Raw genomic sequence first — 12,781 nt, 5'->3', positions numbered from 1 at the left:
AAAGCATACGCGGCCCCAAAATTGCCAAGCCCAAGGAATGGCTGGAGGGAAAGGCTGCCAATGCTCATGTGTCGACCGACCGGGTGCTTAAGGCCCATAAAGGGAAAACACCTTGAAAGGGCTGGCTGTAAAAGCGAAACCATAAGCGGCCATAACCGCAGAAACGGATATGTACACGATCAAAGAGCCCAGCCGACTATCAGGCCGCCTTCACGGGCAAGCCTCGCTCCTACAAAGAGCAATAACCGCCAGCCAGCACAACCGCAGAAACGGATATGTACACGATCAAAGACCCCAATCGGCTATCAGGCCGCCTTCGCGGGCAAGCCTCGCTCCTACCAGGGCCGATATACCTATGCTTCTAGCCAGGCGCACAGAGAATCCGCGGGAACGAAAAAAGTTACGTAAACTTTACGAGACAAAACGACAAGCCGATCGATACTGCGCGGCGCGAACAAGACAGGCGTTATTTATGTCCATTGCGGTACTGCGGCTTATCGGTTTCATCCTAGGTATTTTTTTGATCACACTGGCAGTGAGCATGGCGATACCAATGCTCACGCTGGTGATCTATGAACGCAACGATGATATGTCGGCCTTTTTGTGGTCGAGTCTGATCACGGCGGTGTCCGGGCTGCTGTTGATTAACAAGGGACGTCCTGAGGACGCTCAGTTGCGTCCCCGCGATATGTACATGCTGACCACCGCCAGTTGGGTAGTCGTCTGCATGTTCGCCGCATTACCCATGGTCCTGATCCAGCACATCAGCTACACCGACGCGTTTTTTGAAACGATGTCCGGCATTACCACCACTGGTTCGACCATCCTGACCGGTCTGGACACCGCCTCTCCCGGATTGCTGATCTGGCGTTCAATGCTGCATTGGCTGGGCGGAATCGGCTTCATCGGCATGGCCGTGGCCATCCTGCCGCTATTGCGGGTCGGGGGCATGCGGCTGTTTCAGACCGAATCATCCGACTGGTCGGAGAAGGTCACACCACGTTCCCACGTCGCTGCAAAATATATTCTGGGGCTGTATATCGGGCTGACCGCTGTTTCCACGCTGGCGCTGTGGATAACAGGCATGACCCCGTTCGAAGCCATCAACCATGCAATGTCGTTGATTTCCACGGGAGGTTTTTCCACCTCCGATGCTTCTCTGGCGCACTGGACGCAACCGGCCATTCATTGGGTGGCCGTGGTTATCATGATTCTGGGCAGCCTGCCTTTTACGCTGTATGTGAGCCTGTTGCGCGGGAACAAACGGGCCTTGTTCAACGATCATCAGGTACGCGGGTTCATTGGCTTTTTGCTCATCACCTGGCTGCTGTTCGGCACCTGGTTGTACTTGCACAGCCAGTACAGCTGGTGGGAGGCGTTTCGGATCGTGGCGGTTAACGTGACATCGGTGGTCACGACGACTGGCGTGGCGCTGGGGGATTACACGCTATGGGGCAGTTTCTCCGTGTTGCTGTTCTTTTATCTGACTTTTGTCGGCGGCTGCTCCGGCTCCACCGCTGGTGGCCTTAAAATCTTCCGTTTTCAAGTGGCTGGCGCATTGCTCATGGGCAGCCTGAAACAACTGATTCACCCTCGAGCCGTCATCAGTAAAAAATACAACAACCATCCCATCGACGAGGATATCGCCCGTTCGCTCCTGACGTTTTCATTCTTTTTCACCATCACCATCGGGGCGATCGCCATGGGATTGGCGCTCATCGGCCTCGACTGGACCACTGCATTGAGTGGCGCGGCCACTGCCGTATGCAACGTGGGGCCAGGCCTTGGTTCGATTATTGGCCCGGCAGGTAACTTCTCGACACTGCCCGATTCGGCCAAATGGCTGCTGACCATTGGCATGCTGCTGGGAAGACTGGAGATCCTCACCGTTCTGGTGCTGTTCATACCGGTTTTCTGGAAATACTAGGCCCAACGACCAATAGTGATTTGTTGCCTAGACTCCTCTTGTCCACCGTGCAAATGCGTTTCAGACATGAACGGCACGAAAACTAAAACAAGAGGAACATCTAAATGCTCAAATCATTGTGGAGCGCGGCCGTCTGCACACTCGCCCTGGGTGCGTCGAGCCTGGTGCTGGCGGCTGATCCAGTCATTATCAAGTTTTCTCACGTGGTCGCCGAACAAACGCCTAAAGGCCAAGGCGCCCTGCTGTTCAAGAAACTCGTCGAAGAACGTCTGCCCGGCAAGGTCAAGGTAGAGGTTTATCCAAACTCTTCGCTGTTTGGTGACGGTAAGGAAATGGAGGCGTTGCTGTCGGGCGATGTGCAGATGATTGCGCCGTCGCTGGCCAAGTTCGAGCAATACACACCCAAGCTGCAATTGTTCGATCTGCCGTTCCTGTTCAACGACATCTCGGCAGTCGATCGCTTCCAGCGAAGCCCTGACGGCCAGGGACTTCTCAAAGCCATGGAAAGCAAGAACATCACCGGTCTGGCCTATTGGCACAACGGCATGAAGCAGTTGTCCGCCAACAAGGCGCTGCGTGAACCGGGCGATGCCCGCGGTTTGAAATTTCGCGTGCAGGCTTCAGCCGTGCTCGAAGAACAATTCAAGGCGGTACGCGCCAACCCTCGCAAGATGAGCTTCGCCGAGGTGTATCAGGGCTTGCAGACCGGCGTAGTCAACGGCGCGGAAAACCCTTACTCGAACATCTACAGCCAGAAAATGCACGAAGTGCAGAAGTTCATCACTGAGTCCGATCATGGCTTGCTCGATTACATGTTGATCACCAATACCAAGTTCTGGACTGGCCTGCCGCCGGATATAAAAACCGAACTGGAGAAGATCATCGTCGAGGTCACCACTCAGGTGAACAAGGATGCGGAGAAACTGAACCAGGATGCCAAACAGAACATCATCAACGCCAAAACCACTGAAATCATCACGCTGACCCCAGAGCAACGTGGCAAGTGGCGCGAAGCAATGAAACCGGTCTGGAAGAAGTTTGAAGGTGATATCGGTGCCGACCTGATCAAGGCCGCCGAAGCCGCCAACCAGGCTCAGTAATCTGCCGGCGGGCGCCGCCCGAAAGGGTGGCCCTGTTTCATCGTCGTCACTCGATCGGGAGATGCCACTCATGAATGCCTTACGGCGAATCTGGGATCACTTCGAAGAAGGTTTTATCGTCTTCCTGCTGGCGGCAATGACGCTGGTAACGTTCGTTTACGTCATCCTCAACAACCTCTATAGCGTTTTCTACAGCTTCGCCGACTATTGGCCAAGCGCCAGTGAACCGTTTTTGGCCATTGGCGACAGTGTCATGGGGATGGCCCAGGCCATGACGTGGAGCATATCGCTGACCAAAGCCCTGTTCGCCTGGCTGATCTTTTTCGGCTTGTCCTATGGCGTGCGCACGGCCGGGCATATCGGTGTCGATGCCTTGGTGAAACTGGCCAGCAAACCGGTTCAGCGAATCATTGGCATCATTGCCTGCCTCAGCAGTCTGGCCTATGCGGGCCTGCTCAGCGTCGCCAGCTTCGAATGGATTCAGACGTTGTTCATCGCCGGCATCGGTGCCGAGGACCTCGGTCATTACGGCATCATGCAATGGCACATCGGGCTGATTGTGCCGGTGGGTTTTGCCTTGGTGTTCATCCGCTTTGCCGAGATCCTGGTGCGCATCGTGCAAAACCGTCAAACGGGCCTGGGCCTGGCCGACGAGGCCGCGGAGGTGATGAAACTGACCGAGCATGAGGATGACAAAAAATGACTATTCTCTTCCTCTTTGTTGCCCTGTTCGTGCTGATGTTTATCGGCGTACCGATCGCCATTTCCCTGGGCCTGGCCGGTTCGCTGACCATCATCTTTTTCAGCCCTGACTCCGTGCGTTCCCTGGCCATCAAGCTGTTCGAGACCTCCGAGCACTACACATTACTGGCCATCCCGTTCTTTTTACTGGCCGGTGCCTTCATGACCACAGGCGGTGTGGCGCGGCGCTTGATCGACTTTGCCAACGCGTGCGTTGGGCATATTCGCGGCGGCCTGGCCATCGCGGCGGTGCTGGCGTGCATGCTGTTCGCCGCGCTGTCCGGCTCAAGCCCTGCGACGGTAGCGGCTGTGGGTTCCATCGCCATCGCGGGGATGGTCCGCTCCGGTTATCCACAGGCATTTGGTGCCGGTATTGTGTGTAACGCCGGCACGCTGGGGATTCTTATTCCCCCTTCCATCGTGATGGTGGTGTATGCGGCGGCGACGGAAACCTCGGTCGGCAAGCTGTTCATGGCCGGCGTGGTGCCCGGCCTGCTGCTGGGTACGGCGCTGATGGTGGCCATCTACGTCGTCGCCGTCAGGAAAAACCTGCCCGCCATGCCGCGGGCGACCTTTCGTGAATGGTTGAGTGCGGCACGCAAGGCCATTTGGGGCCTGTTGCTGATGGTCATCATTCTGGGCGGTATCTACAGCGGAATGTTCACCCCGACCGAGGCGGCGGCCGTGGCGGCGGTCTACGCGGCATTCGTTGCGATGTTCGTCTACAAGGACATGTCGCTCCGTGAAACGCCGAAGGTGCTGCTCGAATCCGCCAAGCTGAGCATCATGCTGATGTTCATCATCGCCAATGCCATGCTCTTCGCTCATGTACTGACCACCGAGCAATTACCCCAACAAATCACCGCCTGGGTCATCGGCGCGGGCCTGACACCGGTCACATTCCTGCTCGTGGTGAACATCGTGTTATTGGTGGCTGGCGCCTTCATGGAACCCTCGGCAATCATCCTGATCCTGGCGCCGATCATGTTCCCGATCGCCATGAAGTTGGGGATCGACCCGATTCACCTGGGGATCATTATGGTGGTGAACCTGGAGATCGGCCTGATTACCCCGCCCGTAGGCCTGAACCTGTTCGTCACCTCGGCGGTGACTGGCATGTCACTGACCGCCACCATCCGTGCAGCAATGCCTTGGCTGATTATCCTGCTGCTGTTCCTGGTATTGATTACCTACGTACCGTGGATTTCTCTGGTCCTGCCGAACTGGCTGGGGATGACGTAACCGGGACCTCAGGCCCAATGCCGTGGATCGTTCATCACGGCGTCATGTTCGGCGAACAGCCTGGGTAATTCGGCCTTGAGAAAGGCCACCCAGGTCCGGACCTTGGCATCGAGAAAACGAGGTTCATAGCAGCTTCCAGGTGTAACTGAGGATCAGGCGGTTTTCGTCGATATCACTGCGGTAGTTGGAACGCGCCATAACGTTGCGCACGCGGATCCCGAGGCCTTTGAGGCTGCCGCTCTGCAGTACATAGCCGATATCCAGATCGCGCTCGCGGTCCTTGCCTTCAAAGCCTTTGCCGGTGTCGACGTTGTTACCGGTGATGTAGCGCACGGTGCTGGTCAGCCCCGGCATGCCGAGGGCCGCGAAGTCGTAGTCGTAACGCGCCTGCCAGGAGCGCTCATCGGTGTAGGCGAACTCGTAGGTCGGCACTTCGTTGCCCAGTGGCGAGATGTTGGCAAATACCCGCGGGAAGGCGCTGTCGCCGAACATGCCCTGATAGCCGACATAAAACGTGTGGCCGCCACGCTTGGCCGACAGCAAGGAGAAGAACGCCTGGTTGTCGATATTGCCCAGCAACTTTTTGCCGTCTTCACGCGAATCGTAATAGCCAAGGTTGGCGCCCAGGGTCCAGTCGCCCATTGGCTCGCTGTGTTTGAGGCCGAGGAAGCGCTGGTTGTAGATATCTTCCAATTGCCCGAACCAGGCGCTGACCGAGCTGCGTTTGTCATTGAAGGCGTAATCGGCGCCGGCAAAGTTGAAACCATCGCTGCTGACTTGGCGCTGCGGCACATGACCGAGCATGGCTTGCATCTTTTCGTCGCCGGCCTCGTTGCGCAGGCTGGTGGAATTCAAGTGACCGCCCTGCAAGGTCAGGCCATCGATTTCATTAGAGCTGATGCTTGCCCCCTGATAGCTGGGCGGCAGCAGACGGATATCGCTGAAGGCCAGCACCGGCACGTTGGGTTGCAACTCACCCACTTTCAGCTCGGTCTTGGAGTAACGCATCTTCAACGCGCCTTCCAGGCGGCTGTACTCATTCGCCGCGCGCCCGTCACCGTGCACCGGCAGCAAACCGGTATTGACCCGGTCCGGACTGCTGTCGAGTTTGAGGCCGAGCAGGCCGATGACATCCACACCAAAACCGACGGGGCCCTGGGTATAACCGGATTTGACGTTGAGGATGAAGCCCTGCGCCCACTCTTCGGCCTTCGACTGTTGGTTGGCCCCGACGATGTCGGAAAAGTCCCGGCTGAAGTAGTAATTGCGCGCTTGCAAGGTGGCCGTGGTGTCTTCGATGAAACCGCCCTCGGCGGCCAGCGCACCTGCGCAGAAACTCGAGGCGACAGCCATGGACAACACTGAACCGGTTGTTGAAAGAATCTGTTTCATCGGTTTTTCTCTTATTTTTATTGATCGACAGGTTGAAGTACTTCAGTCGCAGCGGTTTCGCTGCTTGGAACGGGACGCCGTGCGCTCAACAGCACGTGTGTGACCATGCCGAAAATCAGGCCCCAGAAAGCGGCGGACAAACCAAACAGCGACATGCCCGAGGCGGTGGTGAGAAAGGTCACCAGCGCGGCTTCGCGATCACTCGGCACCGCCATTGCACCGGCCAACGCTCCGGCTATCGCCGCGAACAGCGCCAGCCCGGCCAGAGCCGCGATCAGTTCCTTGGGGAACGCCGAAAACAACGAAACCAGCGTGGCACCGAAGATCCCCAGCACCAGGTAGCACAGTCCGCCCACGACCCCGGCCACATAGCGTTTGCGCGGATCTTCATGGGCCTCGCGGCCGGTGCATATGGCCGCGGTAATCGCTGCCAGATTCAGCCCGTGACAACCAAACGGGGCCAACAGCGCTGTGCCCAACGCACTGCTGGCGATGATCGGACCGGCCGGCGTTGAATAACCGCTGGCGCGTAGCACCGCCATGCCGGGAACGAACTGGCCGGTCAGCGCCACCATCACCAGCGGCAAAGCGATGTTCAGGGTCGCGCTCAGGCTGAACACGGGGGTGATCCACACCGGCGTAGCCAAACCGATCACCAGTGCTTCGCGGTGCAAATCACCGGAGAGAAACGCAATCGAACAACCCACCAGCAGCACCATCAACACCGCATAGCGCGGCATCACCCGCTTGCATATCAGGTACGTGGCAAACATCGCCAGCACCAGCAGCGGCTTGCCTTGTAGCGAGACGAACAACCCCGTACCGAAGCTGAACAGAATCCCCGCCAGCATCGCCGCCGCAATCGCCGCGGGCAGTTTGCCGATGATCCGGTCAAACGCCCCCGACACGCCGACCAGGAAAATAATCAGGCTGCTGACCAGATAGGCTCCCACCGCTTCCGGCATGGAGATCTCCGGCAACAGCGCCACCAGTAATGCCGAGCCCGGCGCCGACCACGCGATGATCATCGGGACGCGGTAACGCAGGCTCAAACCGATGCCGAGCACGGCGCTGCCGATGGAGATTGCCCAGACCCAGGACGACAACACTTCACGCGAGAGCTGCGCCGCCTCGGCCGCCTGAAAGATGATCACCAAGGGGCCGGCGTAGGAAATCACTGTGGCGATAAATCCGGCGACGGCGGCTGACAGGGAAAAGTCCTGGAATAGAGCTTTCATGACTCAAGCACCGGTCGGTGACAGCGCTCGGCTGACACCAGCGCTACGCCGGCTGCTGATGGCGAACACGGTCATGGCGAGGGCGGCCACCGCACCGGGCAAGGCAAACGCCATGAAGTTCAGTTGCAGCGGCAGGTTGATCCCCAGCAAGGCACCGCCCAGCAGCGGACCGACAATGGCGCCGTTGCGCCCGATGCCCGAGGCCCAGCCCAAACCGGTGGAGCGAATGGTCATGGAGTAGAACTGCGCGGCGCAGGCGTACAGCAGAATCTGCGAACCGATGGTGGTGGCACCGGCCAGGGCGATCAGCAGGTACAACACCGGCATCGGGCTGTTGAAGCCCAGCAAACTGATCGATACCGCAGCCACGACGAAGAACACCGACAACACCCGCGGCAGGTTGAGCTTGTCGCCCAGCACCCCGCCACCGACCGCGCCGAAAATGGCGCCGAAGTTGAGCACCAGCAGGAACGACAGACTCGAGCCCAGGCTATAACCGGCGTTGGCCATCAGTTTCGGCAGCCAGGAACTCAAGGCGTAGACCATCAGCAAGCAGCAGAAAAACGCCAGCCACAGCATCAGCGTGCGCAGCGCACGGCCCTCGCGGAACAGTTGCAACACCGGGGTGCCGGTGCCCTTCACTTCGCTCATGTGCAACTGATCGCTGGCGAGTGCAACGTAAGCCGGGTCAACCCGCTCCAGAACGTTGCGCGCCTCTTCATTGCGCCCCTGACGCAGCATGAAACCCACCGACTCGGGCAGGAAATACATGATCAACGGCAACAGCAGCAACGGCAGCACCGCCACGTAAAACACTGACTGCCAGCCGAAACTCGGGATCAGCACGATGCCGAGCCCTGCCGAGAGCATGCCGCCCACCGAGTAGCCGCTGAACATGATCGCCACCAGCGTGCTGCGGATTTTTTTCGGCGCGTACTCATTCATCAGTGCCACGACATTGGGCATCACCCCGCCAATGCCCAGCCCGGCAATGAACCGGCAGAGACCAAACTCGGTGGGGTTACGGGCAAAACCATTGAGCACGGTAAAACCGCTGAACAGCATCACGCAGATCGTGATGGCTTTTTTGCGGCCGATCTTGTCCGACAGCGGGCCGAAAAACAGTGCGCCGAACATCATCCCGAACAGGGCATAACTTCCCAGCGCGCCGGCTTGCAGGGGACTGAGCCCCCACTCTTTCATCAGCATCGGCAACACCACGCCGTAGATCACCAAATCGTATCCGTCGAAGATGATGATCAGGGCGCACCAGAACAGCACCATCCAGTGAAAGCGGTTGAATCGAGCGTTGTCGATAACCTCATGTACGTTGATCTTGCGCATGGCATCTATCTCTTGTTGTTGTTTTTAGAGCGTCGGTAACGCGGCTGACGTCCCGTAAAGCCGAGGGTAGAGTCGCCGGGCACGGGGCAATAGCCGCTTTGCGCAGATCGCTATCCATTTTGTGCAACGCCCTGAACCGGCTGATGGAGATTCACCTGCCTACGAGGCGGCAATATCGTTTCTAACTACACTGAAATGGGGCTGGAGAAGTCCCTTTGAAAAATCGCCCCGGCAGCGAGGTTGGGTGCATGCAAAACACTGGAGAACAAAAGCGGGCACGTGTGCTCAATCCGATCGAGCGTGCCACGGAGGTGATCTTCGGTCTGCTCATGGCGATGACCTTCACCGGAACGATCAGCGTGGCGACGGCAGGCCAGGAGGCGGAGCGAACGATGATGCTCGCCGCGCTCGGCTGCAACCTCGCCTGGGGACTCGCGGACGCGATGATGTATCTACTGCGCACCCTGATCGAGCGAACGCGTAGCCACACGCTACTCACAAACTTGTGTGCCGGGGTGGATGCGACCACCGGGCATGCGCTGATTGCTGAGGCGTTACCGCCGCGTCTCGCGGGAGCGGCCGGCACCGATGGGCTGGAATTGCTGCGCCGCCGCCTGGTCGAGTCCTCGGACATCCCGGTAAAGCCGCGCCTCGGTTGGGATGATTTCAAGGGCGCAATCGGCGTTTTCCTATTGGTAGTGTCTTCGACATTCCCGCTCGTAGTGCCCTTCCTGTTGCTCGATCAGACGGGGCCGGCAATACGCGTGTCTAACCTGATCGGACTCGCAGTGCTGTTCATAGCCGGTTGGATGCTTGCGCGATACGCAGGCGCAAAACCGTGGCAAGGCGCAGTTGTGGTGGCAGTCATCGGTGCGATGCTTATTATCGCGATCATCGCGCTCGGCGGATAACCGTCATGCTCCAAGAGCCTGTAGCAACCCTATAGAGGGCAGATTCATGGACTAGACTCACGCGGTTGGTGATGGAGTTAAACGTCAAGAGCAGAGGGGCCGTCCACGACTGACGCCAGTTTTGCTCGAAGCAATGTGCAATCTGCAGGCTGATAGCTGCACCTGCAGGGTCTATCTATCGGTAGTCAGCGACTGGCATATGTGAGGCTTGGGTCATGGCAAAGGACAAGAAGAAAACCCCTGTTAAAAGTAACTCCGCTGAACGCTTGAAACTGACGAACAAAGACTATCTTGAGCAGTTACGCCTACTGCATGTCGAAATGGTCAAGTTGCAGGAATGGGTGAAACAGAAGGGCATCAAGATTTGTATCGTCTTCGAGGGGCGCGACGGCGCCGGCAAGGGCGGCACGATCAAGGCGCTCACCGAGAGGGTCAGCCCGCGTGTCTTTCGGGTGGTGGCGCTACCTGCACCGACCGATCGCGAGAAGAGCCAGATGTATATGCAGCGCTACATGGCGCACATGCCAGCGGCTGGCGAAGTGGTGATCTTCGATCGCAGTTGGTACAACCGCGCCGGGGTCGAGCGGGTGATGGGATTTTGTACCGATAAGCAGGTGACCCGTTTCCTGAGCCTGACCCCGCTCATGGAACGCATGATGGTCGACTCGGGCGTAATGCTGTTCAAGTACTGGCTGGAAGTCAGCGAAGAGGAGCAGACCCGTCGGCTCGAGGCACGGATCAATGATGGCCGCAAAATCTGGAAACTGACGCCAATGGATTTAAAGTCATACAGCCGCTGGTATGACTACTCGCGCGCACGTGACGATATGTTCAAGGCGACCGACACCGACCATGCTCCGTGGCTTGTGGCCAACTCAAACGACAAGAAACGGGCCCGCCTCAACATCATCTCTGATTTGCTCAGCCGCATTCCGTACAAGGATGTACCGCGCGAGAAGGTGATTTTGCCCAAACGACAGAAATCAGGCGGCTATCGCGAACCGAATTATCCGTTGCGGCGAATTCCGGAAAAATTCTGACTGGCACGTTTAAGCAGATCTGCGCTGTACATCAAAGGGCCACAGTCCTATGAGCGATTCAGATTCTTCGTCTCCCGTCCCGGAACCGGGCCGGATTGCACGTCGGGATACCAGCGACGACAAGGCCGGTTGGAGTCGCTGGCTGCCGGGACTGCGCACGCTGCATGGATACAAAATGGCATGGTTGCGGCACGACCTCGTCGCCGGCCTGGTGCTGACCACGATGCTGGTGCCTGTCGGCATCGCCTACGCAGTGGCATCGGGCGTACCCGGCATCTATGGCCTTTACGCGACCATCGTTCCGCTGCTCGCTTATGCGCTGTTCGGACCCAGCCGGATTCTGGTGCTGGGGCCGGATTCCTCGCTGGCTGCCGTCATCCTCGCCGTCGTCCTGCCACTGTCCGGCGGTGATCCGCATCGTGCAATCGCCCTTGCGAGCATGATGGCGATCGTGTCGGGGGTGGTGTGCATCCTGGCTGGCATAGCGCGCCTGGGCTTTATCACGGAGCTGCTTTCCAAACCGATCCGCTACGGGTACATGAACGGGATCGCGCTGACGGTATTGATCAGTCAGTTGCCCAAGTTTTTCGGTTTTTCGATTGAATCCGACGGCCCGCTGAGAAACCTGTGGGCGATCGCTACTGCGGTAATGGAGGGGAAAACCAACTGGACCGCTTTCATGGTCGGCGCAGGCACCTTGGCCGTGATTATGCTGCTCAAGGGCAACAAGCGCGTGCCGGGCATTCTGATTGCCGTGGCAGGGGCGACCGTCGTTGTGGGCATGCTGGACCTTGCAGCGCGGTCCGGAATATCGGTCCTCGGCTCTCTTCCACAAGGCTTGCCTGCGTTCGCCATCCCCTGGATCACTCGTGACGATATCGTCCCCGTCCTGATCGGCGGTTGCGCCGTTGCCCTTGTTTCATTCGCCGATACCAGCGTGCTCTCGCGTGTCTATGCGGCGCGCACCCGTACCTATGTGGACCCGAACCAGGAAATGGTGGGCCTCGGCGTCGCCAACCTGGCCGCCGGTTTTTTTCAGGGTTTTGCAATCAGCAGCAGTTCGTCACGTACGCCCGTGGCCGAGGCCGCAGGCGCCAAAACCCAGTTGACTGGAGTCATCGGCGCGCTTGCGGTTGCCTTACTGCTGGTGGTGGCACCGGACCTGTTGAAGGATTTACCTACCAGCGCACTGGCTGCGGTGGTGATCGCCTCCGCCATCGGCCTGATCGAGGTCAGCGACCTGCGACGAATTTATCGAATCCAGCGTTGGGAGTTCTGGCTGTCAATCGTCTGCACCGTCGGCGTGGCCGTGCTGGGGGCGATTGAAGGCATCGGCCTGGCCATCGTGATCGCCGTCATCGAATTTCTGTGGGATGGCTGGCGCCCTTACTCTGCCGTTCTGGGACGCGCGGAAGGCGTCAAGGGTTATCACGACATCAAGCGCTATCCCGACGCGCGCCTTGTACCCGGTCTAGTACTGTTTCGCTGGGATGCGCCGTTGTTTTTCGCCAACGCCGAGTTGTTCCACGACCGAGTGCTCGACGCCGTGGCGGCATCGCCTACGCCAGTGCGCTGGTTGGTCGTTGCGGCGGAACCTGTCACCAGCGTGGACGTGACCTCCGCCGACATGTTGGCGGAGCTGGACGAAACCTTGCACGCGGCGGGTATCAAGTTATGCGTGGCCGAGATGAAGGATCCGGTCAAGGACAAGCTGAAGCGATTCGGACTATTCGCGCGACTTGGCGAAACGGCGTTCTTTCCAACAATAGGCACTGCAGTCGACAGCTATCTGATGATTCATCCGGTGGATTGGGAGGACCAGGATCACTGAGTGGCATCGGAGATA

Annotated in this window: 10 protein-coding genes and 1 pseudogene; 7 read left to right on the top strand and 4 right to left on the bottom strand. The window is 58.5% G+C overall.

Annotation, left to right across the window (positions count from 1 at the left end; all coding sequences use genetic code 11):
* Positions 1–472: 472 nt before the first annotated feature.
* From CKW20_RS27740 to dctM, 4 genes are all read left to right on the top strand, one after another.
* Positions 473–1,927 carry a TrkH family potassium uptake protein gene (locus CKW20_RS27740; RefSeq protein ID WP_095055730.1) on the top strand — a complete coding sequence of 485 codons (1,455 nt, stop codon included), beginning with the start codon at positions 473–475 and terminating at the stop codon, positions 1,925–1,927.
* A gap of 104 nt (positions 1,928–2,031) precedes the next feature.
* Entirely contained in the window at positions 2,032–3,027 is a 996-nt protein-coding gene (locus CKW20_RS27735; RefSeq protein ID WP_095055729.1) for a TRAP transporter substrate-binding protein, read from the top strand.
* A gap of 70 nt (positions 3,028–3,097) precedes the next feature.
* A complete protein-coding gene (locus tag CKW20_RS27730) occupies positions 3,098–3,730 on the top strand; it encodes a TRAP transporter small permease (protein ID WP_095055728.1) in 633 nt (210 codons plus the stop codon).
* Positions 3,727–5,010, top strand: coding sequence for a C4-dicarboxylate TRAP transporter large permease protein DctM (gene dctM / locus CKW20_RS27725; RefSeq protein WP_095055727.1), 1,284 nt, complete (start codon positions 3,727–3,729; stop codon positions 5,008–5,010). The genes CKW20_RS27730 and dctM overlap by 4 nt, the downstream gene beginning before the upstream one ends.
* Before the next feature lie 8 nt (positions 5,011–5,018).
* On the opposite strand, the pseudogene CKW20_RS30045 reads toward dctM, so the two are convergent.
* The 4 genes and pseudogenes from CKW20_RS30045 to CKW20_RS27705 all read right to left on the bottom strand — a co-directional run.
* Positions 5,019–5,129, bottom strand: a pseudogene (locus tag CKW20_RS30045) (LysR family transcriptional regulator); the annotation flags it as partial.
* A 4-nt stretch (positions 5,130–5,133) separates the two neighbouring features.
* Complete coding sequence (locus tag CKW20_RS27715; RefSeq protein WP_095055726.1) at positions 5,134–6,402, bottom strand: OprD family porin; 1,269 nt, start codon at positions 6,400–6,402, stop codon at positions 5,134–5,136.
* 17 nt (positions 6,403–6,419) lie between these two features.
* Positions 6,420–7,640, bottom strand: a complete 1,221-nt coding sequence (locus CKW20_RS27710; protein ID WP_095055725.1) for a benzoate/H(+) symporter BenE family transporter — start codon at positions 7,638–7,640, stop codon at positions 6,420–6,422.
* Between the two features lie 3 nt (positions 7,641–7,643).
* A complete protein-coding gene (locus CKW20_RS27705) occupies positions 7,644–8,984 on the bottom strand; it encodes an MFS transporter (protein WP_095055724.1) in 1,341 nt (446 codons plus the stop codon).
* Between the two features lie 248 nt (positions 8,985–9,232).
* Between CKW20_RS27705 and CKW20_RS27700 the strand changes: the two genes are divergently transcribed.
* The 3 genes from CKW20_RS27700 (at position 9,233) to CKW20_RS27690 (ending at position 12,766) form a co-directional block, all read left to right on the top strand.
* Positions 9,233–9,895, top strand: a complete 663-nt coding sequence (locus CKW20_RS27700; protein WP_095055731.1) for a hypothetical protein — start codon at positions 9,233–9,235, stop codon at positions 9,893–9,895.
* A gap of 215 nt (positions 9,896–10,110) precedes the next feature.
* Entirely contained in the window at positions 10,111–10,935 is an 825-nt protein-coding gene (ppk2, locus tag CKW20_RS27695) for a polyphosphate kinase 2 (RefSeq protein WP_095055723.1), read from the top strand.
* 49 nt (positions 10,936–10,984) lie between these two features.
* A complete protein-coding gene (locus CKW20_RS27690) occupies positions 10,985–12,766 on the top strand; it encodes a SulP family inorganic anion transporter (protein ID WP_095055722.1) in 1,782 nt (593 codons plus the stop codon).
* Positions 12,767–12,781 lie beyond the last annotated feature (15 nt).

The organism is Pseudomonas sp. Irchel s3b2, from assembly GCF_900187445.1.
GTDB lineage: Bacteria > Pseudomonadota > Gammaproteobacteria > Pseudomonadales > Pseudomonadaceae > Aquipseudomonas.
Note: the sequence above shows the minus strand (reverse complement) of the source record. Positions and strands in the feature narration are given on the sequence as shown.